This is a genomic window from Curtobacterium sp. MCBA15_007 (genome assembly GCF_001864905.1).
In the GTDB taxonomy this organism is placed as follows: domain Bacteria; phylum Actinomycetota; class Actinomycetes; order Actinomycetales; family Microbacteriaceae; genus Curtobacterium; species Curtobacterium poinsettiae.
On record NZ_MJGM01000001.1, the window covers coordinates 684,067 to 706,716 of the forward strand.

Consider the following 22,650-nt stretch of genomic DNA (forward strand, 5'->3'; position numbering starts at 1 on the left):
CTCGTCCTCCACTGAAAGGAACACTGGCCTCATGACCATCACCGCACCTGCCGACCCGCAGACCGCGACGGATCCCGCGGGGTTCCCCGCGTGGTTCTCCCACGACCGGTTCGGCATGTTCATCCACTGGGGGCTCTACGCCCTGCCGGCACGGCACGAGTGGGTGAAGAACCACGAACGGATCACCGACGCCGACTACCAGAAGTACTTCGACCACTTCGACCCGGACCTGTTCGACGCCGCCGACTGGGCCCGCCGTGCGCGCGCGGCGGGGATGAAGTACGTCGTCCTCACCACGAAGCACCACGAGGGCTTCTGCCTGTGGGACACCGCACTCACCGACTACAAGTCCACGAACACCCCCTTCGGCCGGGACATCGTTCGGGAGTTCGTCGACGCCGTCCGTGCCGAGGGGCTGCGGGTCGGTTTCTACCACTCGCTCATCGACTGGCACCACCCGGACTTCACCGTCGACGGCGTGCACCCCCGGCGCGACGACTCGGCGGAGGAGATCGAGGCGTTCAACGAGGGCCGCGACATGTCGAGCTACCGCGAGTACCTCCACGGTCAGATCGAGGAGCTGCTCACCGACTACGGGCAGATCGACTACCTGTTCTACGACTTCTCGTACCGGGACAACGACCACGAGGACATCTGGGGCGGCAAGGGTCGCGACGAGTGGGGCTCCGAGGAACTCATGGCGCTGACGAAGCGCCTGCAACCGGGCATCATCGTCAACGACCGGCTCGACATCCCCGGTGACCTGGTCACCCCGGAGCAGTACCAGCCCGACAAGCCGATGGAGGTCGGCGGGGTCCCGGTGCCGTGGGAGGCCTGCCAGACGTTGAACGGCTCGTGGGGTTACGACCGCGACAACCTGAACCTGAAGCCGGTCGACCTGCTCGTCCGCATGCTCGTCGACGGCGTCTCGAACAACGGGAACATGCTGCTCAACATCGGGCCGACCGGTCGCGGTGAGTTCGACGGGGTCTCCCGCCGGACGCTCGAGGGCATCGGGACGTGGATGCACCAGCACGCCCGCTCGGTGTACGGCGCCGGACCCGCGAAGTTCGTCGCCCCGCGGAACACCGTCTACACGCAGAGCGGGAACCGCCTGTACCTGCACCTGTTCGCCTGGCCGTTCGAGCACGTGCACCTGCCCGACCTGGCGGGCAAGGTGGCGTACGCGCAGCTGCTCAACGACGCGTCGGAGATCCACTTCCGCGAGATCCCGCCGGGCACCCGAGCGCAGAACACCGGGCTCGGCGGCCAGCCCGCCGGCACCCTCACCCTGACGCTGCCCATCGTGCGACCCGACGTCGCCGTCCCCGTCGTCGAGCTGTTCCTGCGCGACTGATGCAGCGGATCCTGACGCGGACGCGACTGCGGGCCGGGAACGAGGCGGCGTACGACACCGTGCACGCCTCGGTCCCGCCCGCGCTCGCGGCACGACTGCGCGAGGCCGGCGTGCACGACTGGACGATCTGGCGGGACGGGCTCGACCTGGTCCACCTGATCGAGGTCGAGGACCACCGCGCGATGCGCCGAGCGCTCGCCGACGACCCGGTCAACGCCGAGTGGCAGGAGACGATCAACCCGCTGCTCGAGGCGGCCGACGACTACTCGGGCGACGACGACGGGGTCCCGCGGGTCTGGTCGCTGGCGGACCAGGTGGACGGCGCGGACCAGGTGGCCCCGTGACGGACCTCGCCCTCGACCTGGAGCGTGGGCCGTTCTGGTTCGGTGGGGCCGGCATCGGCAACCTGCTCCGTCCGGTCTCCGACGACGACGCCCGCGACACGGTCGACGCCGCCTGGGACGCCGGGGTGCGCGGGTTCGACACCGCTCCGCACTACGGCCTCGGATTGTCCGAACGACGGCTCGGGGCGGCGCTCGCCGGACGCCCCCGGCAGGAGTTCCTCGTGTCGACGAAGGTCGGGCGGGTGCTCGTGCCGGGGCGCGGCGACGGCGACGACCTGGCGTCCGGGGGCTTCGCGGTTCCGGACGACACCGTGCGGCAGTGGGACCCGTCGCCCTCGGGCGTGCGGCGCTCGCTCGACGATTCGCTCGGTCGGCTCGAGCTCGACCACGTCGACGTCGCCTACCTGCACGACCCGGACGTCTACTCGCTCACCGACGGCCTGACCCAGGCGCTGCCGGCCCTCGCCGAGCTCCGCGACGAGGGCGTCGTGCGGGCGGTCGGCGTCGGGTCGAACTCCGTCGAGGCGCTGTCGGCGGCCGTCGACACCGGGCTCTGCGACGTCGTCATGCTCGCCGGCCGGTACACGCTGCTCGAGCAACCGGCGGCGGCGCTCGTCGACCGGTGCGCGGCGCTGGGTGTCGCGGTCGTCGCGGTCGGCGTCTACAACTCGGGGCTCCTCGGACAGGAGCGCCCCGCGGCCGGCGCGACCTACGACTACGCCGAGGCGCCCGCGCGGTTGCTCGCGCGGGCGAACGCCATCGCCGACGTGTGCGACCGCCACGGGGTCACCCTGCCCGAGGCCGCGCTGGCGTTCCCACGGCGGGCCCCGGCGGTCGCCGCGATCGCCCTCGGCGTGCAGTCCGCCGACCAGGTGCGCTCGAACGTCGCCCGGGCCGCCGCCGTCGTGCCCGAGGCGCTCTGGGACGACCTGCGTGCTGCGGGCCTGCTCGACACCTGACCCACGCACGACGAAGGCACCCCGGCCACGCGGTTGCGCGGTTCGGGGTGCCTTCGGTAGTGCGCCGGCGAGGCCGACTGGTGCGACTAGCGGTTGCGCGAGCCGCGGCCCGAGACACGCACGTAGATGAGCAGCACGATGATCGCGCCGATGATCGACCCGATGATGCCGGCAGGCTGGAAGAAGCCGTCGGCCAGGTCGTGGCGGAAGATCAGGAACCCGAGGAACCCGCCCACGAACGAGCCGATGATGCCGAGCAGGATCGTCATGGGGATGGAGATGTGCTGCTTGCCCGGAACGACGAGTCGTGCGATGGCGCCGGCGATGAGGCCGACGACGATCAGTCCGATGATGGTGCCGATGACGCCCATGGTGTTCTCCTTGTTCTGCGGCCGGTCCGAGCAGCGGCAAGACGCCGTGCTGTGGGCCGACGGCCAACGAAACACGGAACTACCTGGGAGGATTGTCGGGTTCAGTCCAGGGAGCGCCGCAACCAGCGCTCGACCCCTTCGACGTGGGACACGACGAGGGCCTGCACGAGCTGCGGGTCGCGGCGTCGGATGGCGTCGACGATGGCCGCGTGCTCGTCGAGGGTCCGCTGCACCGAGCCGTTCTGGGTCAGCCCCCGCCACACCCGCACCCGCACCGTCTTGCTCGACAGGGCGTCGAGCAGTCCGGACAGGTACTGGTTGCCGCCGATGCCCGCGATGGTCGAGTGGAACAACAGGTCGTGGGCGACAAGGTCCTCGACGCCGGTGTCGTCGGTGACGGACTGCATCAGGGTCGCGAGTTCGTCGATCTGCTGTTCCGTGGCACGCGCGGTCGCCAGGACGGCGGACGCCGGTTCCAGGATGCGTCGCACCTCGAGCAGGTCGACGAGCGACCGGTCGTGGTGCATGTCGACGACGAACGACACCGCCTCGAGCAGGACGCCCGGTTCGAGGGACGTCACGTACGTGCCGTCGCCGCGTCGGACGTCGAGCACGCGGATGAGCTCGAGCGCCTTCACCGCTTCACGCAGGCTGTTCCGCGACAGGCCGAGCGACTCGCTCAGTTCCTTCTCGGGCGGGAGGCGCTGGCCGGGTTGGAGCTCGCCGCTCACGATCATCTGCTGGATGCGTGCGATCGCATCGTCGGTCAACGACGCCACGTCACCACCTCCTGTGGACCCGGCCGCCTGTGCGACGGGACGTCCCGACGATACCCGGGACGGGCCTCCAGGCCGTGCGGCGGAGCCGTGGCGCGATCACGCCGGCCGCAGCCGGAGCGCCTGCATCCCGCCGTCGACCGCCAGCTCGACGCCCGTCGTCGACCGGGCGAGCGGGCTCGTCAGGTAGGCGACCGCCTCGGCCACCTCGGCTGCCTGCACCAGTCGGCCGTGCGGCTGGCGTGCCTCGAGCGCGGCGCGTTCGGCTGCCGGGTCGTCCGCGGTCGACAGGAGCCGTGCGATCCACGGGGTGTCGGCGGTGCCCGGGTTGACGGCGTTGACGCGGATGCCCTCGCGGACGTGGTCGGCTGCCATCGCGCGGGTGAGTGCGGAGATCGCCCCCTTCGTGGCCGAGTACAGCGCACGCTGGGGGAGCCCGGCGGTGGCCGCGACGGAGCAGGTGTTGACGATGCTCGCGCTGTCGGAGGCCCGGAGGTGGGGGAGTGCGGCGCGGGACAGGCGAACGGCACCGAGCACGTTGACCTCGTACACGCGGCGCCACTCGTCGTCGGTGTTGTCCTCGACGCTCCCCTGAGCGCCGATGCCGGCGTTGTTCACGAGCACGTCGAGACCGCCGAGCTGGTCGACGGCCGACGCGACGGCGGCACGGACGGACTCGTCGGACGACACGTCGCAGGTGACGGAGACGAGTCCCTCGGCGGTGGACGGCTGCAGGTCGAGCACGGCGACCGCTGCGCCGCGCTCCCGCAGGGCTGCCGCGATGGCCGCGCCGATGCCGGAGGCGCCGCCGGTGACGATCGCGCGGAGACCCGCGTGGCTGCCGGGCGTCCCGGTGGTGCCGGTGGTGCCGGTCTGGTCGGTGGTGTCGGTCATCAGGCTGCTCCTACGGTCTGGCGCTGCGAGCCGAGCCCGTCGGCGGTGAGTTCGACCACGTCGCCGGGCTGCAGGTACGGCGCGTGTCCTGCGAGGGCGACCCCGGCCGGGGTGCCCGTGCTGATGACGTCGCCCGGGTACAGCACCATGAACTGCGACAGGTACCGGACGATCTCGACGGGTCGGAAGATCATGTCGGCGGTGGTGCCGTCCTGCCGCACCTCGCCGTTGACGGTGAGCCGGAGCGCGAGCGCCGCCGGGTCGACCTGGTCGGGGGTGACCAGCCACGGGCCGAGCGGGTTGAACGTCTCGCAGGACTTCCCCTTGTCCCACTGCCCGCCGCGCTCGAGCTGGAAGGCGCGTTCGGAGACGTCGTTCGCGATGGCGTAGCCCGCGATGCAGGCGCTCGCCGCCTCGTCGGAGTCGCAGTACCGGGCGGTGGCGCCGATGACGACGGCGAGTTCGATCTCCCAGTCGGTCTTCTCGCTGCCGCGGGGGATCAGGACCTGGTCGTCCGGGCCGATCACCGTCATCGGGTCCTTCATGAACACGATCGGCTCGGTCGGGATCTCGGCGCCGGTCTCGGCGGCGTGGTCGCGGTAGTTCAGGCCGATGCAGACGACCTTGCCGGGGCGGGCCACCGGTGCGCCGCGCCGCAGGCCCTCGGCGTCGGGCAGCACCCGGACGTCGCCGGCGTCGCGCGCGTGCCGGACGCGGGTGACCGGGTCCGCTGCCAGGAAGGCGCCGCTGATGTCGGTCGTGATCGGGCGGAGGTCGAGGACCTCGCCGTCGGTGTCGACCGCGACGGGGATCTCGTCGTCCGCGGGGCCGAGTCGTGCGAACTGCATCGTTCCTCGCTCTCTGGCTGCACCGGCGCAACCAGAGACATCCTATGTCTGGTCCGAGGTGTCGACAAGGTTCCGGGTGCTGAGGGTCCTGTCATGCAGGTAGGTGCGCTCCGCCGTACCGCCGAGGATCGCCTGGCGCTCGTCCGGGCTCAGGTCGGCCAGCGCCTCGGTGGTGCGTCGGACCACGTCGTCGTAGGTCGTGGCGAGTGTCGAGACCGGCCAGTCCGACCCGAACATCGACCGCGCCGGGCCGAACCGCTCGACCACGGCGCGGACGTACCGGTCGACCGGCTGCCGTCGCCACTCCGGGCCGGCCTCGGTGAACAGGCCGGACACCTTGCAGGCGACGTTGGGGCGTGCGGCGAAGTCATCCATCCGGCTCGGCCACCCGGGGTCCTCGCCCGCGATGTCGGGCTTGCCGGCGTGGTCGAGGACGAACGAGGCCTCGGGCACGGCGTCGACCAGTGTCAGCGCTGCACGGTGCTCCCGTGCGCGGACGAGCAGGTCGAACACCAGGCCGGCGGCGGCGAGGGCGCGGACGCCTCGGACGACCTCGGGCCGGGCGAGCCAGTCCGGGTCCGGTTCGTCCTGCGCCTGGTGCCGGATGCCGACCAGGCGGTTCCCGGCCACGGGGGTGCGTCCGGGTCGTGCGACGAGGGCGGCGAGGGCGGCGATCCGGTCGGCGACGTCCGGGGCGGTCAGGTCCACCCAGCCGACGACCCCGGCGACCGGCTCGGGCTGCTCGAGGAGCCAGGCGGTCTCGCCGGGGTCGTGCACGGCCTGCACGACGATCGTCCGGGTGACGTCGGTGCTCCGGGCGGCGGCGCGCAGGTCGTCCACGTCGAACCGGCGGCGGATCGGGGCGACCGAGTCGTCCATCCAGGGGTACGGCCGGTCGGCGGGATCCCAGAGGTGGTGGTGAGCGTCGATGATCACGCGCTCATGATGCCTGATTCATCCGATGTTCACCCGCGCGTTGCCGGTGGGGCTCAGACGACGCCGGAGGCCTCGAGCTCGGCGCGCAGCTCGGCGTCGGACGGCTCGACGAAGTGCTTGCCGTTCGGCAGCACCACGACGGGGATGTTCTTCCGGCCGCTGATCGCCTCGGCACGGTCCGCCGCGGACAGGTCCTGCTCCACGTCGACGTACTCGTAGTCCACACCGAGGGTGTCGAGCAGCGCCTTGGACCGACGGCAGTCGCGGCACCAGTCGGCGCCGAACATGGTCACGCGGTCGGGGGCAGTCGTCGCATCGCTCATGTGCAGAGAGTACGTCGGAGCGCCACCGGGCATTCCCGGAGCCCGCGTCGCAGGGCGACAGGACCGCAGGCCTCCGCAGCAGGCGCGTGCCCGGCCTCGCCCTACGATTGGCACATGCCGCCAGCACCCGACCCCGCGACGCTGGCCTGGGCCTCGGCGGCCGTCCGGCGGTTCGCCGCTGCGACCAACCTGCTCGTCGCCGCCCGCCGGTTCCGCATCATCGGCGGGGACCCCCGGGACGCCGCGGCGCTCCGGCACCTGCTGACCGCACTCGGCGCGCGCGAGGCCGACGAGCAGCAGCCGAACCCGCAGCAGCCGTCCGACCTGGTCGACCAGCTCTGGTGTCTCGGCACGCCCGAGGAATCGACGCCCGCCGTCGAGCAGGCCGCCGACCGCCCGCGCGGCACCACCCTGGTCGTCATCGACGCCGGCCGGTACCTGCCCGCCGTCGACGAGGACGCCTTCGGCCCCGTCGCACCCGCCCGACCCGGCGTCCTCGCCGTCCCGATGCTGTCCGACGACGTCTTCCTCGTCTCCACCGGCCGCGACCCCGAGGACGACCCCGCAGCCGAGGCCCGCCTGCGATGGGCCCGGCGGTCGATGCCGGTCGCCCGGTCGGTCGCCGCCGAACTCCGCGACGGCGGACTCCTGCGCGGCACACGCATCGGCGTCGCGATGTTCCTCGAACCCAAGACGGCGGTGCTGAGCCTGCTCCTCCGCGATGCCGGTGCCGAGGTCGTCGTCTACGCCCACGCCGACGAGACCGACGACGCCGTCGCTGACGCACTGCGGTCCGCCGGCCTGACGGTGTTCGCGAGCAGCACCGCGACACTCGCCGAACAGAAGCGGCTGGCCCTCGCGATGCTCGACACGGCGCCGCACATCCTGCTCGACGACGGGGCACACGTCATCCGGCTCGCCCACCAGGAGCGCCCCGACCTGCTGCCGACGATGCTCGGCGCCGCCGAGGAGACCACGAGCGGCCTGCGGCCCCTGCGTGTGCTGGCAGCGCGCGGCGAGCTCGGCATCCCCGTGATCGCGGTGAACGACGCCCGCACCAAGACGTTCTTCGACAACCGGTACGGCACCGGGCAGTCGACGGTGTTCGCGGTGCTCGACCTGGTCGACGGGCTCGCGTCCGGCGCACACCGATTGCAGGCTGGGCCCACGCCGCCGGTTCCGGCCCGACGCGCCAGCGGCGGGCTGGCCGTGCCGGTGGGGAGAGGCGCGGCGGCGGTCGCCGGGTTCGGGCACGTCGGCGAAGGGGTCGCCCTGGTGCTCGCCGCCCTCGGGTTCCGGGTGACGGTCGCCGAGACCGACCCGGTCCGCGCCCTGCAGGCCCGCTTCGCCGGGTACGCCGTGGCCCCGCTGGTCCAGGCGGTGCGTGACGCCGACCTCGTGATGAGCGCCACCGGGGTGCCGGACACCATCGACCTCGAGGTGCTCCGTGCCTGCGCGGACGGCGCGATCGTCGCCGTCGCCGGTGGGGTCGACCAAGAGATCGCGGTCGATGACGCCCTCGCCGCCGGGGTCGAACGGCGGCCCGTGGGGCCGAAGGCCGAGCGGTTCGTGTTCCCCGGCGTCGACGGCGGGCCGATCGTGCTCGACGACGGTGGCTGCATCAACATCACCGCGGCCGAGGGCAACCCGGTCGAGATCATGGACCTGTCCTTCGCCGTGCAGCTCGGCGCCGTCCGGATGCTCCTGGAACGCGGCGACGAGCTGGAGCGTGCCGTCGTGCCGATCGACCCCGCGGTCGACGACGTGACCGCCCGCGCGGCGCTCGCCGCCTTCGGAACGCACGTCGGCCCTCTCCCCACCGGCACGGCCGGGCTGCCGCTGGCGCGTCAGACCGGAACCGGCGGCGTGGGCCCAGGCCTTCCCCCTGAACACCCGGCGGACCGCGAGCCGGACGTCCGGACGCACCGTTTCGGAGACCCCACGTGAGCGCCCGACCGCACCCGGTCACGGTGCACTCGGCGCGCGTCGTCGTGCCGATGACCGCGCCGCCGATCGCGGACGGCGCGGTCGCCGTGCAGGACGGCCGCATCCTGCACGTCGGCGACCGGTCGTGGGTCATCGACCAGCTCACCGGTTCCGGCGCGACGTTCACCGAGCGGCAGTGGCGCGGTGCGCTCCTGCCCGGACTCGTGAACGCGCACTCGCATCTGCAGTACACCGGCATGGCCAGTGTCGGCCAGCGCCAGTACGGCGGATTCGAGGACTGGGCCGCGGCGTTCAACGTCGACTACGCCGAACCGCACGACTGGCGGGCCGAAGCCGCGGACGGTGCACGGGCGTCGATCCTGGCCGGCGTCACGAGCATCGCGGACATCGTCACCGACATCGAGGCCGCCACCGCGCTGCAGGACGCCGGGCTCGGCGGCATCGCGTACTGGGAGGTCATGGACTGGGAGAACGACGCCTGGCAGTCGCACGGTCGCGACCAGGTGCTCGACGAACTCGACCGGATCCCCACGACGCCCGGTGCGGGTCTGTCGCCGCACGCGCCGTACTCGCTCGAGGTCGCCCCGCTGCTCGAGCTCCCCGACATCGTGCGGCAGCGCGGTCTGCGACTGCACCTGCACCTCGGTGAGGCGGCGTTCGAGGGGGAGCGCACCGCCCTCGGTCCGGTCCCCGGGCTCGACGGGGTCGACGGCGTCGGCCACGGGAACGACTGGCACCTGGCGAACGTGCCCTCGTTCCGGGCGCTGCGAGCCCTGGGCTTCGGTGCGAGCGCAACCGCGTTCGTCGACCGCCTCGGAGTGCTCGGACCGGACTGCCACATCGCCCACGGCGTCTACATGACCGCGGCCGACCGGGCCCTCCTGCGTGCCCGGGGCACCGCCGTCGCACTGTGCCCCCGCTCCAACGCCGTCATCGGCCTCGATCCGCCGCCCGTCGCCGACTACCTGCGCGAGGGCAGCCCGATCGCCATCGGCACCGACTCCCTGTCGTCGTCGCCGTCCCTCGACCTGATGGCCGACGTCACCGCGCTGCACCGGATCGCCCGCGCCCAGGGCTACGGGCACCGGGACCTGCACGAGCGGCTGCTCGCGGCGGCGACCCTCGGTGGCGCGCACGCGATGGGGCTCGCCGTCGGGCCGGACCGCATCGGGCACCTCGCCGTCGGGGCGCGTGCCGACCTGGCGGTCTTCGACGTCGATGCCCGTACCGTGCCGGACGCGCTCGCCGAGCTCGTCGAGGACGGCGCCGGGCGGGCGGCCGCCACCGTGATCCGCGGGGTCGTCCGTGCCGCGGCGGGCGTCGTCACCGAACCGGCTTCCCCGCACATGGACATCCCCGCACCGCACCAGGAGGAACGATGACCGAGACCGCACCGCGCCCAGGGATGGCCGCACGCCGAACCGTCACCGGTGAGCTGATCGAGTGGCTCGACGTGCCGAAGCGCGCGATCGCCCTCGGCATGGAACCGCACCCCGAGGGGGGTTGGTACGTCCGCACCTGGACCTCGCCGGCGACGGTCACCACCCCCGCGGGGGAGCGTCCCGCCGCCACCCTGATCCACTTCCTGCTCCCCCCGGGCGAGGCCTCCGCCTGGCACCGGGTCACGAGCGACGAGATCTGGATGTGGCACGGGCCGGACCCCGTCGACCTGCAGCTCGGCGGCGACGGCGACGTCCCCGAGCCCGGTGCGACGATCACCCTCGGCCCGGACGCCGGACGAGACCGGGTGAACGACGCGCAGGCGTTCGTGCGCGGCGGCGTGTGGCAGCGGACGATCCCGGGCGACGGCGAAGTGCTGCTGAGCTGCCTGGTGTCGCCGGGCTTCTCGTTCGACGACTTCACGATGGCCGACGACGGGGACTCTGCCGCCGAGTAGCACCGCGACACCGTTTCGCGTTGGTATCCCACCGCGAAGTACACTTCGACCTGCCCCCACCCCCCCCCCTCGCACGAAGGCCCGACCGTGACCCGTCCCCTCCGCTTCACCCTCGCCGTCGCCACCGCCGCGGTCGCCGCCCTCGCCCTGTCGGCCTGCTCCGCCGGGGGCAGCAGCAACGCCGACGGCACCGTGACCGACGGCAAGCTCACGATCGCCACCGGTGACCCGGCGTACTCGCCCTGGGTCGAGGACAACAAGCCGCAGTCCGGCAAGGGCTTCGAGTCCGCCGTCGCGTACGCCGTCGCGAAGGAGATGGGCTACGGCAAGTCCGACGTCGTCTGGAAGCGCAGCACCTTCGACAGCGCCATCGCCCCGGGCCCGAAGGACTGGGACCTCAACGTCCAGCAGTTCTCGATCGACGCGAAGCGCAAGAAGGCCGTCGACATGTCGAGCGCGTACTACACGACGACGCAGGCTGTGGTCACGACGGAGAAGTCGAAGGCCGCCGACGACACCACGATCGCGGCGCTCAAGCAGGACGCCATCGGTGTCGCGACCGGCTCGACGAGCATCGCGAGCGTCAAGGACGTCCTCGGGGTCACCCCGCAGGTGTTCAACTCGAACGACGACGCCGTGCTCGCACTCAAGTCCGGCCAGATCGACGCCATCGTCACCGACCTGCCGACGGCGTTCTACATGTCCGGCGCGCAGCTCGACGACGGGACCGTGTCGGCGCAGTTCCCCGACGACGGCAAGGGCGACCAGTTCGGCTTCGTCCTGCCGAAGGACTCGGAGCTCACGAGCAAGGTCGACAAGGCCCTCAAGACCCTCGACGACGACGGCACCCTGCAGGAGCTGCAGACCAAGTGGCTGTCGTCCGAGACCGGCACCCCGGTCCTGAAGTAACCGCATGACGCTGCCAGCAGGCGCCGGCGCCCCGGTGGCCGCCCCCGCGCCGAGCCAGGTCGAGCTCGAGCGTCGGCTCTACCGTCGCCAGCGGGGCCGTCGTTCGGTCGTCGTGTCGGTCGTCTCCACCCTGGTCGTGCTCGCCGTCGTGTACTTCGGCGTCGTGAACACCCCCGGCTGGGCGGCGGTGCAGCAGTCGTTCTTCGACCCCGAGACCGCGATCGACACGTTCCCGGACATCCTGCTGGGCCTGTGGCTGAACGTCCGGATCCTGTTCTTCAGCGCCATCGGCGTCGCCGTGTTCGGCACCCTGCTCGCGGTCGTGCGGGGCCTGCGCAACCCGGTGTTCTTCCCGCTGCGGATGCTCGCGACCGGGTACACGGACCTGTTCCGCGGCCTGCCGCTCATCATCGTGCTCTACCTGGTCGGCTACGGCATCCCGGGGCTCGGGGTGTTCCCACGGCTGCCCGCCGAGGTCTGGGGCACGATCGCGATCACCCTGACCTACTCGTCGTACATCGCCGAGGTGCTCCGGGCCGGCATGGAGGCCGTGCACCCCTCGCAGCGCCTGGCCGCCCGGTCGCTCGGGCTCTCGCACGCCAAGACGCTGCGCCTCGTGGTGCTGCCGCAGGCGATCCGCAAGGTCACGCCGGCGCTCATGAACGACTTCGTGTCGATGCAGAAGGACGTCGGCCTGGTCTCGATCCTCGGCGCCGTCGACGCGGTCCGCTCCGCCCAGATCGCGCAGGCCGAGACCTACAACTTCACCCCCTACTTCGTCGCCGGGCTGCTGTTCGTGGTGATCAGCCTGCCGCTGATCCGCGTCACGGACGCGATCGCGCGTCGGCAGCAGCGGCGTGAGCAGATCGGAGGGACCGTATGAGCGAGGCAGGCCTGGAGGCCCGTGGTGCGTCCGGTACGGACGCCGCGGTCCTCGAGCTGCGCGGGTTGCGCAAGGCCTTCGGCGAGCACGAGGTCCTGCGCGGGATCGACCTGACGGTGCACCGCCACCAGGTCATCTGTGTCATCGGGGCGTCCGGGTCGGGCAAGTCGACGCTGCTCAAGACGGTCAACCTGCTCGAGGGCATCGACGACGGCGAGATCCTGCTGCAGGGCACGGACATCGCCGACCCGCGCGTCGCCGTCGACGCCGTGCGGGCCCGCATCGGCGTGGTGTTCCAGCAGTTCAACCTGTTCCCGCACATGAGCGTGCTCGACAACGTCACGCTCGCTTCCCGTCAGGTGCACGGCATCGGACGGGCCCAGGCCGAGGAGACCGCGCGACGGTTGCTCGACCGGATCGGCCTCGCTTCGTTCGCCGACGCGTACCCCGACCGGCTGTCCGGCGGGCAGCAGCAGCGCGTCGCCATCGTCCGGGCCATCGCGTCCGACCCCGAGCTGCTGTTGCTCGACGAGGTCACGAGTGCGCTCGACCCCCAGCTCGTCGGCGAGGTGCTCGACCTGGTCACCGAGCTGAAGCGGCAGGGCTCGACGATCCTGATGACGACGCACGAGATGCACTTCGCGCGGAACGTCGCCGACCGGATCGTCTTCCTGCACCGCGGCGAGGTCGTCGAGCAGGGATCGCCCGCCGAGGTCCTCGACCACCCGCAGCACCCCGCGCTGGTCGAGTTCCTCGCCCGCGTGCACGCCTAGGGCGTCAGCAGCACCTTGCCGATCACCTCACCGTCGCGCACGCGGCGGTGGGCCTCCTCGACCTCGGCGAGCGGCAGTACCGAGTCGATGACCGGGCGCACCCGGCCGGCGGCGACCAGCGGCCAGACGTTGTAGCGGACCGCCTCGACGATGGCGGCCTTCTCGGCGAGCGGCCGGGCGCGCAGGGTCGTGCCGCTGATCGACGCGCGCTTGCGCATCAGCACCCCGAAGTCGAGCTCGGCGGTGCGGCCGCTGCCCGCGGCGATCACCGCGATGTGCCCGTTCGGGGCGAGGGCCTGCAGGTTCCGGTCCAGGTAGGACGGGCCGACGACGTCGAGCACCACGTCGACACCGACCCCGTCGGTGAACGCCAGGACGCGCTCCACGAAGTCCTCGGTGCGGTGGTCGACGACCAGGTCGGCACCGAGGTCCCGGGACGCGGCGACCTTGCGCTCCCCACCGCTCGTCGCGATGACCGTCGCACCGAGGGCCTTCGCCCACAGCACCGCGTGCGACCCCATGCCGCCCGTGCCACCGTGCACCAGGAGCGTCTGCCCGGGTCGGAGCCCGGCGAGCATGCCGATGTTCGAGTAGACCGTGCAGGCGGCTTCGGGCAGACCGGCGGCCTCGACCAGGTCGACCCCGTCGGGGACCGGCAGTACCTGGGTGACCGGGGCGACGACGAGCGACGCGTACCCGCCGCCGGAGAGCAGTGCGCACACCCGGTCGCCCACCGCGACGGTCGTGACCCCGGTGCCGACGGCCCGGACCGTGCCGGAGACCTCGAGCCCGAGGACGTCCGAGGCCCCGGGCGGCGGCGGGTAGTTCCCGGCGCGCTGCTGCAGGTCCGCGTTGTTGACGCCGGCGGCGGCGACCTCGATCAGGACCTCGTCGGTGCCGGGTCGGGGGTCGGGCAGGTCGGTGACGGACATGGAAGCGTCGTCGAACGTGATGGCGTGCATGCCCTCGACGGTACGCGCCCCGTCCCTCGTGCCGGCTGTCGGGGGCCGCGGCCGGCCGGACCCGGAGCGGATCTTCCCTGTACGCTCGATCATGGATCTGCACCTCATCCGGGGGAGTGCGGACGGATCGAGGGGGACCCTCCACCATGCCCAAGAAGCTCATCGCGCTGGCCACCGCCGGCCTCGCACTCACGCTGCTCGCCGGTTGCTCCACCGGGCCGTCCAAGGCCGAGCAGTGCACCCAGTTCGAGAAGACCGTCAAGTCCGCTGCCGAGGGCGTGCAGTCCGAGGCCGCGAACCTGCAGTCCGACCCGGACGCCGCCGTCACGAAGCTCAAGGAGCTCGACGCGAAGATCTCCGACGGCGTCGACGACCTGTCGGACGACGACCTGAAGGCCAAGGGCGACGCCTTCGAAGAGGCCTACGGCGACCTGGTCGACGACATCGAGGACATCGCCGAGGACCCGAAGTCGGCCGACGTCTCGGGCCTGACGAAGTCCAGCACCAAGGTGCAGGACGCCGGCAACGCGTTCCAGAAGGAGTGCAACTCCTGATGCGCCGCACCCTCACCGCGCTGGCCACGGCCGGCCTCGCACTCACGCTGCTCGCCGGTTGCTCCGGCGGTGACGGTGGCAACGGTGGCAACTCGTCCGGCGGTGACTCGGGGGCGTCCAGTGCGCCCTCGGCGTCGAAGACCGCCGCGGCGGCACCCGCGCAGAGCAAGCAGGAGGCCTGCTCCCTGCTCGAGAACGAACTCGCGTCGTTCCTCAAGGAGCAGGGGGCCAACACGGCTCCGTCCGACGTGAAGGCCCGCGGGGCGCTCATCGGCGAGTTCGTCCAGCGCATCGACTCGGCGCTGACGAAGGTCTCGAACGAGCAGGTGCACGACACGTTCGAGGAGTTCTCGGGCGCGGCCAAGCGCTACAGCTCGGCCATCGAGTCCGGTTCGGCAGAGGACTCGACCGAGGTCAAGAAGGCCCAGTCCGACGTGCAGAGCACGCTCGACCAGGTTTCGGCCGTCTGCCCCGCCAAGAGCTGACCGCCACCGCGCACCACACACGACGACGCCCCGCCCTCCTGCGAAGGAGCGGCGGGGCGTCGTGCATCCCAGGGGGACGGGTCAGGCGGCCGCGGCCTGCGACGCGTCGAGCCGTGCGACGTCCTCCGGTCGCAGCCGCACGGTCGGCGCGGTGATCGAGTTCAGGATCGACTGCGGGCGCGACGCCCCGGGGATCGGGACGACGACGTCGCTCTTCTGCAGCTCCCACGCCAGGGCGATGACCTGCGGGGTGACGCCACGGTCGCGGGCGATGTAGGCGAAGTCCTCGAACGCCGTGCCGAGGTCCGCCGCACTCCCGATGCCGCCGAGGGGGCTCCACGGCAGGAACGCGATGCCGAGCTCGTCGCACAGTTCGAGCTCCGGCTCGCTCGAGCGGAACTTCGGCGAGTACTGGTTCTGCACCGAGGCCAGGCGTCCGCCGAGCACCTCGTTCGCGGTGCGGATCTGGTCCGGGTCGGCGTTCGAGATGCCCGCCATCCGGATGACGCCCTCGTCGAGCAGCTCGGCGAGCGCCCCGATCGAGTCGGCGTAGGGCACCGCGGGGTCGGGACGGTGGAACTGGTACAGGCCGATCTGCTCGACGCCGAGCCGCTTCGCCGACGCCTTCGCCGCCTCCTTCAGGTACTCCGGGTGCCCGTTCTGGGTCCAGTTGCCGGCTTCGGGGCGCAGGTGTCCGCCCTTCGTCGCGATGAGCACGGCCGAGGTGTCGTCGTGGTACTCCCGGACGGCCCGCGCGATGAGCTCCTCGTTGTGCCCCACCTCGTCGTGGCCGCCGAGGTGGTAGGCGTCGGCGGTGTCGATGAGCGTGACACCGTTCTCGAGCGCTGCGTGGATCGTGGCGATGGACTGACGCTCGTCCGGTCGGCCCTCGATCGACATGGGCATCCCGCCCAGACCGATGGCACTGACGGACACGTCTCCGATGACTCGTTGCTTCATCGGCCCAGCATGCGCCGGGGGTGCGCCCGCACGCCCAGGTGGTCACGCCGTGACCGTGACCGACAGGCGGACGGGAGGCCCGTGGCGGCCCCGCCTTCGCGCCTCCAGGCCGGAACGGACACGCGTTCTCCGACAGGACACGCGTCGATCGACGCGTGTCCTGTCGGAAGGGTGGTGTCGGTCAGGCGCTGGCGGACACCGACGACGCGGCGGAACCGCTGTCGACGGCGTTCGCGAACACGACGCCGCCCCAGGCGATGACGACGATCGCGAGCACGAAGCCGATCGCGGCGATCCACCACGACGGCTTGCGGCGGATCCATGCGCCGATCGACAGCACGATCGTGGCGACCCCGATGACGAACGCGCCACCGACCGCGATGGCGGCGCCACCGAAGTACCCGCCGGGCGAGCACCCGGCCGAGGCGTCGCACGACGTCGTGGCCGAGGCGACCGCGATGATGCCGACGACCGCCGTGATCGCGGTCATCACGGCACCGAACACCAGGAGCAGGACCGTCGAGATCCGGTCGGCGAGCTTCGCCGGCGGGAACAACGTGGTGCCGCCGCGCTCCCACGCCGCGCGCTGCGCGTCCGTGGGGGCGGAGGAGGGCTGCTGCGGAGGGCCGGGGACGTTGGACCAGGTCATGCGTGCAGTCCTACCGCGCCTCGACCCCGAACGCCTGTGCGAGCCGCTGGATCTTCTGCGCCCGACCGAGTCGGGGCAGGTCGGAACCGTCGCGGATGACCCGGCCGCGGGCCTCGAAGTCGTCCAGGAAGTCCTGTGCCCAGGCGACGTCGGTCGGGGTGGGGGAGATGACCTCGTTGATGACGGGGAGCTGCTCGGTGTCCAGGCAGAGCTTGCCGGTGAGGCCGAGCGACACGGCGACCTGCGACTGCTCGCGGAGGATCGGGTGCGACGACCCGACCGTGGGGCCGTCGATCGGGCCGGGCAGGTCGCCGACGCGCGAGGCGACGACGAGCTTCGACCGCGGGTACGCCATCGCGAGGGTGTCGGCGCTCGTCCCGGTGTCGCGGCGGTAGTCGCCGGACCCGAAGGCCAGGCGGAACGCACCCTGCGCCTTGGCGATCGACACGGACTCCTCGATGCCGAGCGCCGACTCGACCAGGGCGATCACCGGCGTCTGGCCGCCGAGCCGGTGCCAGGTGTCGGTGACCTGGGCGGGGGACTCGGTCTTGGCGAGCATGACGCCCTGCAGCCCGGGCAGGCCACGGAGCTCCTCGACGTCGTCGGCCCAGAAGTCCGTCGTGACGTCGTTGATGCGCACCCAGGCCTCGCCACCGCCGGCCAGCCAGGCGGCGACGCCCTGCCGTGCCGAGGGCTTCGCGGCGGGGTCGACGGCGTCCTCGATGTCCAGGATGATCTGGTCGGCGCGGGACCGCTGGGACTTGTCGAACCGATCGGTCGCGGTGCCGGAGACCAGCAGCCACGAGCGTGAGATCTCGGCGGGGACCGATCGACGCCGGTTCGGCGTGGGGGCGGACGGAGCGGTGCGGTCGTCGATGGCCATGCCCCGTTGGTACCACACCAGAGGGGACGAACGCCTCGCTCGGACGCGTGCCGCGTCGATGCGGAAACCCCGAAACCTCGGTTCATTGCCAGAGAGGCCGTCCGGTTCCGCCTACAGTGTCGGATGTGTGGCGAGCGGACAGGGTGACCGACGGTGAGGACGACGTGAACGACGACGTCCCCGTCGAGGGTGCCCGCGCGCGCTCCGACGACGATCGAGACGAGCAGCAGGACGTGGACCAGGAACGGACCGACGACGAGCCGGACCGCATGCTCCGCCCGGAGCTGCAGATGACGAGCCCGCAGGCGATCAGCCTGGGCGACCCGCGGTTGCAGGCGGGCAACGCGGCGGAACCGACGTGGGACGGCTGGCGCACCCAGCTGACCGGGGTCGGTGGCACCAGCCCGCTCACGCACTTCAGCGACCACCCGCGCGCCCGCATCGAGCTGTCGACCACCCACCCCGGTGGTCTCGCGCAGTTCATCACCGGCAAGACGACCCTGCTGTCCAGCCTGATCCGCGACGAGGTGGCGCTCCGTGCCGCCCGCGTGGCCGCCGGACACGTCGAGGCGAAGGGCACCGAGCTCGCCACCGTGCGCGGCATCGACGCCGTGAAGCTCGGCATCGGCATGGCCGACTGGAAGCACGGCGACGAGCAGTTCCGCGGCCCCGTGCTCCTGCGACCGCTGGCGATCCGTCGGCACGGACGCGACTTCGAGGTGCGACTGCTCGGCGAGCCGGTGCTCAACCCGGGCCTCGCCGACGCCCTCCACGAGCAGTTCGGGGTGATCCTCGACGCGCAGTCCTTCGTGGCCCTCGCACAGCAGGACGGCTCGTTCACACCGAACCCCGTCATCGACCGGCTGCGTGGGCTGACCGCGCACATCCCGGGCTTCTCGGTGCACGCCCGACTCGTGGTGTCCGCCTTCGCCGAGGTCGCGACCGGCATGGTCGAGGACACCGGCGACCTGTCGCACCCCGTGCTGGACGCCCTGGCAGGCAACCCGAGCGCGAAGTGGCAGGTCGAGCAGTCCTACCACCCCGTCGAGCAGACCCCGTCGGACGAGCGCAGCCCCGAGACCGACACGCTGCTGCTCGACGCCGACGACGAGCAGGAGAACGTGATCGCCCAGATCACGGCCGGCAACTCCATCGTCGTGAAGACCCTGCCGGGCACCGGTGGCACCCAGACCATCGTGAACGCCCTGGGCGGCCTGGTCGCGGCGAACAAGCGCGTCCTCGTCGTGAGCCCGCGCCGCGCCACCCTGCGGGGCATCGCCGCACGCTTCGGCGAGGTCCAGCTGCCCGGGGTCGCCGTCACGCCGTCGACCCTGCGCCGCGACGTCGTCCGTGCCATCGCCCGCAACGAGAAGGCCGCGCGGCCGAACCTCCGCGAGGTCGACGACGCCCTGGTCCGCCTGCGCAAGGTGCTGAAGGACTACCGCGGCTCGCTCACCCGCAAGGACCCCGACTTCGGCGTCTCGGTGCTCGACTGCCTGGTGGAGCTGTCGCGCCTGTCGCTGCTGCCCGTCGCCCCGTCGACGACCGCTCGGCTGTCGAAGCAGTCCGTGGCCTCGATGGTCGACGGCCGGTCGCGCGTCGCCGAGACCATGGTCAGCGCCGCGAACCTCGGCGAGTTCCGCTACGGCCCCGACGACTCGCCCTGGTACGGCGCGAAGTTCTCCTCGAGCGACGGGGCGCAGCGTGCGCACCGCATCGCGAAGGACCTGGACGCCGACGGCCTGCCGACCCTGCTCCGCCGTGCCCACGACCTGGTGAGCACGACGCACATGCGCCAGTTCACGACGATCAACGAGCTCGGCATCTACCTGCGCCTGCTCACCGAGATCCGCGACACGCTCGACCGCTTCCTGCCGGTGGTGTTCGACCGCTCGGTGTCCGAGCTCGTGGCCGCCACCGCCCCCCGCGGCGAGGGCGCCCCGATGTCGTCCACGAACCGTCGGCGGCTGAAGAAGCTCGCGCGTGAGTACGTCCGACCGGGCGTGCACGTGTCCGACCTGCACGAGGCACTGACCCGCGTCCAGCAGCAGCGCGTGCTCTGGCAGCGCTACGTCGCCGCCGGCGTGAACCCCGAGGTGCCGACCGGCATCGCCGACGTGCAGGTGCTGTTCTCGAACGTCGCCGAGGACCTCGCGCGTCTCGACGAGCCGCTGGGCCGCACCGAGCGCGACCGCCAGCTCGCGAACACCCCGGTCGACCAGCTCGTCCCGACCATCGCCGAGCTCGCCGCCGAGTCCGACGTCCTGCACAACCTGCAGGAGCGCACCGAGCTCATGCAGACCCTGCGTGACCTGCAGCTCGAACCGCTCATCACCGACCTGGCGAACCGGCACGTGCCGGACGTGCAGGTGCCGGCCGAGCTCGAGCTCGCCTGGTGGCAGTCCGCCCTCGAGACCATGCTCGAGTCCGACCGGGCCCTGCTCGGCGCGAACACCGACATGCTCGACCGGGTCGAGGCCGACTTCCGCCTGGTGGACGACGCCCACGCGGCCGGGGTCTCCCAGGGCCTGGCGTGGCAGCTCGCCGAGAACTGGAAGGTCGGTCTCGTCGACTGGCCCGAAGAAGCGACGGCGCTCAAGACGCAGCTGCGTGACGGCGCGATCACCTCGCGCCTGCTGCAGGACTCCGCACCGCACCTGTCCCGGTCGATCGCCCCCGTCTGGCTCGCGAGCCCGTACGAGGTGCCGCAGATCGCCGACACGATGCCGTTCGACACCGTGATCCTGGTCGACGCCGGTGCCGTGACGATCGCCGAGACCGTCGGTGCCGTCCGTCGTGCCCGCCAGACCGTCGTGTTCGGTGACCCCGTCACCCAGACACCGTCGCCGTTCCGCATCGCCGTGGACCCCGAGCACCGGGCGCTGCAGGTCGACGAGGGCACGCTCGACGCGTTCCACGCGGACTCCGCACTCGCGAAGCTCTCCACCCTGCTGCCCACCCTGTCGCTGTCGCGGTCGTACCGCGCCGGCGGCGAGGACCTGGCCGAGCTCGTGAACCGTCGCTTCTACGGCGGCAAGATCGAGTCCCTGCCGTGGGCCGGCTCGTTCCTGGGCCACGGCTCGATCGCGCTCGACTACGTCAGCGACGGCAAAGCCGTCCCCGACCCCGAGTCCGGTGCCGTCGAGAGCGTCGACGCCGAGGTGGACCGCGTGGTCCGGCTCGTCATCGACCACGCCCGCACCCGCCCGACCGAGTCGCTCATGGTCATCACCGCGTCGGCGAAGCACGCCGTGCGGGTCGAGCAGGCCGTGCTGACCGCCGCCCAGGGCCACAAGGACCTGACCGAGTTCGTCATCGGCGACCGCGCCGAACCGTTCATCGTGGCGACGCTCGAGCAGTCGGTGGCGCAGAGCCGCGACCGTGTCGTGTTCTCCATCGGCTACGGCCGCACCCCGCACGGCCGCGTGCTGCGCGACTTCGGTCCGCTCGGCAAGCCCGGCGGCGAGCGGCTGCTCGCGGTCGCGATGACCCGTGCCCGTCGCTCGATGGTCATCGTCACGTGCTTCCAGCCGTCCGACATCGAGGCCGAGCGCATGGGCCACGGCACCATCGCCCTCGCGGAGATCCTGGCCGAGGTGCGCGCCCGCACGACCGCCGAGTACGTGCCGGACGACTCCGACCCGTTGCTCGTCGACCTGGCCCGTCGCCTCGAGATGCGCGGCATCCCGGTCGCGCTCGGCCACCGTGGCAAGCTCGGTCTCGTCGCCGCGCACGGCGGGGTGTGCGTCACCATCGAGACCGACGCGTCGCTCGTCAAGGGATCGCTGCGCGAGTCCCTGCGCCTGCGCCCCGAGGTGCTCCGTCGTCTCGGCTGGCACTACGTGCGCGTGCACGCGTTCCAGCTGTTCTCCGACCCGGACCGCGTTGCCGACACCGTCGCGTCCGTGCTCGGGGTCGACCGCGGTGCCACGCAGGAGATCTCGATCCCACCGATCCCCGCCCGCCGGTGAGCACGCAGGACCTCGATCCCAGCGTGTCCACGGTCGGCCCCGCCCGCCGATGAGCCGCCGGGCCTCGCGGCCCGCCGGTCCGGTGACGCCGGAGACGGACCAGCTGGTGGGCACGTGGACGCGGGCCGACGACGTGTCGTCAGCCGCGCCTCCCGGATCAGCGGTTCCGCAACCTGACACGGACGACCCGTCGGGAGGCCCGGTGCGGCGCCGCAGGCGCGTCACCACCCAGCCGGTGGCGGGCTACGCCCCGGCGCCGCCGCCGGAACCGGCGCGACACCGCGACGGTGAGAACGACGACCAGCTCCGGCGCGACGTCCCGCCGCACTGGTAACCGGTACCCTGGCCCGTGATGACTGACACCGCGCGGCAGCGCCCCGACTGGCAGACCTGGCCGAACCTGATCACGCTGTTCCGCCTCGTGCTGATCCCGGTGTTCATCGGCCTCGTCGTCGCCGGCCACCCGGGGTGGGCGCTCGTCGCCCTCGTCGTGATCGGCGTGAGCGACTGGGCGGACGGCTTCATCGCCCGGAAGTTCGACCAGGGCTCGAAGCTCGGCAAGGCGATCGACCCCGTCGCCGACCGTCTGGCGATCATCGCGATCGTGCTGTCCCTGGTGCTCGTCGGCCTGCTGCCCTGGTGGGTGGTGGCCGTCGTTGTGCTCGTCGACCTGGTGCTCGTCGTCCTGTCGAGCGTGCTGTTCCACGGCAACCCGGACCTCGACGTCACGTGGACGGGCAAGATCCGCTCGGCACTGCTGTTCGTCGGGCTGCCGGTGCTGCTGTTCTCCGCGGTGCACACCGTCGACGAGAACGCGCCGTGGGTCCGGGTCGTGGCCCTGGTCTTCGTCTACCTCGGCACCGCGGGGCACGTCCTCGCCGGCGCCCAGTACGCCGTCGCGATGTTCGCGAAGCGCCGGGCTGTCTCCGCCGCCTGACCCCCGCCCAGCGCAAAACACCGGTGTTCACG

The 22,650-nt window shown here is 71.9% G+C and carries 23 protein-coding genes; 13 read left to right on the forward strand and 10 right to left on the reverse strand.

Going from position 1 to position 22,650, the window contains the following annotated elements; all coding sequences use genetic code 11:
- The first annotated feature begins 31 nt into the window (after nt 1–31).
- Genes BIU95_RS03280 through BIU95_RS03290 form a run of 3 tightly spaced genes read left to right on the forward strand, consistent with a single transcriptional unit; the run spans nt 32 to nt 2,660 of the window.
- Nucleotides 32–1,357, forward strand: a complete 1,326-nt coding sequence (locus BIU95_RS03280) for an alpha-L-fucosidase (RefSeq protein WP_071250320.1) — start codon at nt 32–34, stop codon at nt 1,355–1,357.
- Entirely contained in the window at nt 1,357–1,701 is a 345-nt protein-coding gene (locus tag BIU95_RS03285; RefSeq protein WP_071250322.1) for an L-rhamnose mutarotase, read from the forward strand. The genes BIU95_RS03280 and BIU95_RS03285 overlap by 1 nt, the downstream gene beginning before the upstream one ends.
- Complete coding sequence (locus tag BIU95_RS03290; protein ID WP_071250324.1) at nt 1,698–2,660, forward strand: aldo/keto reductase; 963 nt, start codon at nt 1,698–1,700, stop codon at nt 2,658–2,660. The genes BIU95_RS03285 and BIU95_RS03290 overlap by 4 nt, the downstream gene beginning before the upstream one ends.
- Nucleotides 2,661–2,746: 86 nt before the next feature.
- Here the strand turns inward: BIU95_RS03290 and BIU95_RS03295 are convergent, their stop codons facing one another.
- The 6 genes from BIU95_RS03295 to BIU95_RS03320 all read right to left on the reverse strand — a co-directional run bounded on the left by BIU95_RS03295 (nt 2,747) and on the right by BIU95_RS03320 (nt 6,808).
- The gene (locus BIU95_RS03295) at nt 2,747–3,031 is read right to left on the reverse strand and encodes a GlsB/YeaQ/YmgE family stress response membrane protein (RefSeq protein WP_017888011.1); all 285 of its coding nucleotides are present in this window, start codon (nt 3,029–3,031) and stop codon (nt 2,747–2,749) included.
- A 101-nt stretch (nt 3,032–3,132) separates the two neighbouring features.
- On the reverse strand, nt 3,133–3,810 hold the full coding sequence (locus BIU95_RS03300) for a FadR/GntR family transcriptional regulator (RefSeq protein WP_017888010.1): 678 nt from the start codon (nt 3,808–3,810) through the stop codon (nt 3,133–3,135).
- A gap of 96 nt (nt 3,811–3,906) precedes the next feature.
- On the reverse strand, nt 3,907–4,701 hold the full coding sequence (locus BIU95_RS03305; protein ID WP_201300444.1) for an SDR family NAD(P)-dependent oxidoreductase: 795 nt from the start codon (nt 4,699–4,701) through the stop codon (nt 3,907–3,909).
- The gene (locus BIU95_RS03310) at nt 4,701–5,549 is read right to left on the reverse strand and encodes a fumarylacetoacetate hydrolase family protein (protein ID WP_071250326.1); all 849 of its coding nucleotides are present in this window, start codon (nt 5,547–5,549) and stop codon (nt 4,701–4,703) included. The genes BIU95_RS03305 and BIU95_RS03310 overlap by 1 nt, the downstream gene beginning before the upstream one ends.
- Nucleotides 5,550–5,591: 42 nt before the next feature.
- Nucleotides 5,592–6,485 (reverse strand): amidohydrolase, encoded by an 894-nt coding sequence (locus BIU95_RS03315; protein ID WP_139179614.1) that lies wholly within the window; start codon nt 6,483–6,485, stop codon nt 5,592–5,594.
- Between the two features lie 53 nt (nt 6,486–6,538).
- Nucleotides 6,539–6,808, reverse strand: a complete 270-nt coding sequence (locus BIU95_RS03320) for a glutaredoxin family protein (protein ID WP_017888006.1) — start codon at nt 6,806–6,808, stop codon at nt 6,539–6,541.
- Between the two features lie 114 nt (nt 6,809–6,922).
- Between BIU95_RS03320 and BIU95_RS03325 the strand changes: the two genes are divergently transcribed.
- The 6 genes from BIU95_RS03325 (at nt 6,923) to BIU95_RS03350 (ending at nt 13,217) form a co-directional block, all read left to right on the forward strand.
- Entirely contained in the window at nt 6,923–8,755 is a 1,833-nt protein-coding gene (locus tag BIU95_RS03325) for an adenosylhomocysteinase (RefSeq protein ID WP_071250331.1), read from the forward strand.
- Nucleotides 8,752–10,137: an amidohydrolase family protein gene (locus BIU95_RS03330; RefSeq protein ID WP_071250333.1), complete on the forward strand. Its 1,386-nt coding sequence runs from the start codon at nt 8,752–8,754 to the stop codon at nt 10,135–10,137. Before BIU95_RS03325 ends, BIU95_RS03330 begins: the two co-directional genes overlap by 4 nt.
- Nucleotides 10,134–10,652 carry a cupin domain-containing protein gene (locus tag BIU95_RS03335; protein WP_231564110.1) on the forward strand — a complete coding sequence of 173 codons (519 nt, stop codon included), beginning with the start codon at nt 10,134–10,136 and terminating at the stop codon, nt 10,650–10,652. Before BIU95_RS03330 ends, BIU95_RS03335 begins: the two co-directional genes overlap by 4 nt.
- Nucleotides 10,653–10,739: 87 nt before the next feature.
- Nucleotides 10,740–11,561: an ABC transporter substrate-binding protein gene (locus tag BIU95_RS03340; protein ID WP_056071722.1), complete on the forward strand. Its 822-nt coding sequence runs from the start codon at nt 10,740–10,742 to the stop codon at nt 11,559–11,561.
- Nucleotides 11,562–11,565: 4 nt separating this feature from the next.
- Nucleotides 11,566–12,444: an amino acid ABC transporter permease gene (locus BIU95_RS03345; RefSeq protein WP_071250335.1), complete on the forward strand. Its 879-nt coding sequence runs from the start codon at nt 11,566–11,568 to the stop codon at nt 12,442–12,444.
- Nucleotides 12,441–13,217 carry an amino acid ABC transporter ATP-binding protein gene (locus BIU95_RS03350; RefSeq protein ID WP_042540059.1) on the forward strand — a complete coding sequence of 259 codons (777 nt, stop codon included), beginning with the start codon at nt 12,441–12,443 and terminating at the stop codon, nt 13,215–13,217. Before BIU95_RS03345 ends, BIU95_RS03350 begins: the two co-directional genes overlap by 4 nt.
- Here the strand turns inward: BIU95_RS03350 and BIU95_RS03355 are convergent.
- A complete protein-coding gene (locus BIU95_RS03355; protein WP_017887999.1) occupies nt 13,214–14,179 on the reverse strand; it encodes an NAD(P)H-quinone oxidoreductase in 966 nt (321 codons plus the stop codon). The two genes, BIU95_RS03350 and BIU95_RS03355, sit on opposite strands and share 4 nt — an antisense overlap.
- 146 nt (nt 14,180–14,325) lie before the next feature.
- On the opposite strand from BIU95_RS03355, the gene BIU95_RS03360 reads away from it, so the two are divergent.
- Entirely contained in the window at nt 14,326–14,733 is a 408-nt protein-coding gene (locus BIU95_RS03360) for a hypothetical protein (protein WP_017887998.1), read from the forward strand.
- Nucleotides 14,733–15,218, forward strand: coding sequence for a hypothetical protein (locus BIU95_RS03365; protein WP_071250337.1), 486 nt, complete (start codon nt 14,733–14,735; stop codon nt 15,216–15,218). The genes BIU95_RS03360 and BIU95_RS03365 overlap by 1 nt, the downstream gene beginning before the upstream one ends.
- An 81-nt stretch (nt 15,219–15,299) precedes the next feature.
- On the opposite strand, the gene BIU95_RS03370 is transcribed toward BIU95_RS03365, so the two are convergent.
- The 3 genes from BIU95_RS03370 to BIU95_RS03380 all read right to left on the reverse strand — a co-directional run bounded on the left by BIU95_RS03370 (nt 15,300) and on the right by BIU95_RS03380 (nt 17,710).
- Nucleotides 15,300–16,178: an aldo/keto reductase gene (locus BIU95_RS03370; RefSeq protein ID WP_031260190.1), complete on the reverse strand. Its 879-nt coding sequence runs from the start codon at nt 16,176–16,178 to the stop codon at nt 15,300–15,302.
- A gap of 181 nt (nt 16,179–16,359) precedes the next feature.
- Nucleotides 16,360–16,827 (reverse strand): DUF6264 family protein, encoded by a 468-nt coding sequence (locus BIU95_RS03375; protein WP_071250339.1) that lies wholly within the window; start codon nt 16,825–16,827, stop codon nt 16,360–16,362.
- A gap of 10 nt (nt 16,828–16,837) precedes the next feature.
- Complete coding sequence (locus BIU95_RS03380; RefSeq protein WP_017887994.1) at nt 16,838–17,710, reverse strand: CoA ester lyase; 873 nt, start codon at nt 17,708–17,710, stop codon at nt 16,838–16,840.
- Nucleotides 17,711–17,853: 143 nt separating this feature from the next.
- Between BIU95_RS03380 and BIU95_RS03385 the strand changes: the two genes are divergently transcribed.
- Nucleotides 17,854–21,681, forward strand: coding sequence for an ATP-binding protein (locus BIU95_RS03385; RefSeq protein ID WP_017887993.1), 3,828 nt, complete (start codon nt 17,854–17,856; stop codon nt 21,679–21,681).
- A 352-nt stretch (nt 21,682–22,033) separates the two neighbouring features.
- Nucleotides 22,034–22,618, forward strand: coding sequence for a CDP-alcohol phosphatidyltransferase family protein (locus BIU95_RS03390; protein WP_042540049.1), 585 nt, complete (start codon nt 22,034–22,036; stop codon nt 22,616–22,618).
- The last annotated feature ends 32 nt before the right edge of the window (nt 22,619–22,650 follow it).

Bases quoted from the DNA above. Each gene is read 5' to 3' on its own strand.
- BIU95_RS03280 (WP_071250320.1), top strand. From the start codon at position 32: ATGACCATCACCGCACCTGCCGACCCGCAGACCGCGACGGATCCCGCG.
- BIU95_RS03285 (WP_071250322.1), top strand. From the start codon at position 1,357: ATGCAGCGGATCCTGACGCGGACGCGACTGCGGGCCGGGAACGAGGCG.
- BIU95_RS03295 (WP_017888011.1), bottom strand. From the start codon at position 3,031: ATGGGCGTCATCGGCACCATCATCGGACTGATCGTCGTCGGCCTCATC.
- BIU95_RS03305 (WP_201300444.1), bottom strand. From the start codon at position 4,701: ATGACCGACACCACCGACCAGACCGGCACCACCGGCACCACCGGGACG.
- BIU95_RS03310 (WP_071250326.1), bottom strand. From the start codon at position 5,549: ATGCAGTTCGCACGACTCGGCCCCGCGGACGACGAGATCCCCGTCGCG.
- BIU95_RS03320 (WP_017888006.1), bottom strand. From the start codon at position 6,808: ATGAGCGATGCGACGACTGCCCCCGACCGCGTGACCATGTTCGGCGCC.
- BIU95_RS03325 (WP_071250331.1), top strand. From the start codon at position 6,923: ATGCCGCCAGCACCCGACCCCGCGACGCTGGCCTGGGCCTCGGCGGCC.
- BIU95_RS03335 (WP_231564110.1), top strand. From the start codon at position 10,134: ATGACCGAGACCGCACCGCGCCCAGGGATGGCCGCACGCCGAACCGTC.
- BIU95_RS03345 (WP_071250335.1), top strand. From the start codon at position 11,566: ATGACGCTGCCAGCAGGCGCCGGCGCCCCGGTGGCCGCCCCCGCGCCG.
- BIU95_RS03350 (WP_042540059.1), top strand. From the start codon at position 12,441: ATGAGCGAGGCAGGCCTGGAGGCCCGTGGTGCGTCCGGTACGGACGCC.
- BIU95_RS03355 (WP_017887999.1), bottom strand. From the start codon at position 14,179: ATGCACGCCATCACGTTCGACGACGCTTCCATGTCCGTCACCGACCTG.
- BIU95_RS03360 (WP_017887998.1), top strand. From the start codon at position 14,326: ATGCCCAAGAAGCTCATCGCGCTGGCCACCGCCGGCCTCGCACTCACG.
- BIU95_RS03365 (WP_071250337.1), top strand. From the start codon at position 14,733: ATGCGCCGCACCCTCACCGCGCTGGCCACGGCCGGCCTCGCACTCACG.
- BIU95_RS03370 (WP_031260190.1), bottom strand. From the start codon at position 16,178: ATGAAGCAACGAGTCATCGGAGACGTGTCCGTCAGTGCCATCGGTCTG.
- BIU95_RS03375 (WP_071250339.1), bottom strand. From the start codon at position 16,827: ATGACCTGGTCCAACGTCCCCGGCCCTCCGCAGCAGCCCTCCTCCGCC.
- BIU95_RS03380 (WP_017887994.1), bottom strand. From the start codon at position 17,710: ATGGCCATCGACGACCGCACCGCTCCGTCCGCCCCCACGCCGAACCGG.
- BIU95_RS03390 (WP_042540049.1), top strand. From the start codon at position 22,034: ATGACTGACACCGCGCGGCAGCGCCCCGACTGGCAGACCTGGCCGAAC.